At 38.8% G+C, this 587-nt stretch carries 1 protein-coding gene; it reads left to right on the forward strand.

Annotated elements, in window-relative coordinates; all coding sequences use genetic code 11:
- Positions 1–587: glycosyltransferase family 4 protein (locus tag AWN68_RS13235; protein WP_157716209.1), on the forward strand; the 587-nt coding region annotated here is incomplete at both ends.

Consider the following 587-nt stretch of genomic DNA (forward strand, 5'->3'; position numbering starts at 1 on the left):
CTAAAAATTGCATTGAGCAATTTTGACATTATTCACTGTCATGATTTGAACACGTTACAGTTTGGGGTAAGGGCAAAGTTTTTAAAACCTCGTAAGCTAAAGTTAATTTATGATGCGCATGAGTACGAAACTCAGAGGAATGGCCTTCATGGTTGGCGATGGACATATGTAAAGCTTAAGGAGCGTTTTCTAATTAAGTTTTGTGACCGGGTAATAACGGTGAGTCCTACCATTGCAGATGAATATGTGCGCTTGTATGGTATTGAAAAGCCAGAAGTTATTTTAAACTGCCCTATTCTGCGAACAGAAGAAGTGATCAAAAGGAATTTATTCAGGGAGCATTTCGGTATTCCTGCATCTAAGAAGATTTTTTTATACCAGGGTTATTTATACCCAGGGCGAGGCATAGAGGTAATACTTGAGGCTTTTGATCAACTCAATTTATCAGATGGTGTATTGGTTTTTATGGGAGAAGGAACGCTTACAGATGAGATAAAGAAGCACGAGAAGTATGGTAAGTCTGTTTTTATTCACCCGTTTGTGTCAGGAGAAGTTCTACTAGGATTCACTTCTTCTGCCGACTGTGG

Source organism: Roseivirga echinicomitans, assembly GCF_001592935.1.
Lineage (GTDB): Bacteria > Bacteroidota > Bacteroidia > Cytophagales > Cyclobacteriaceae > Roseivirga > Roseivirga echinicomitans.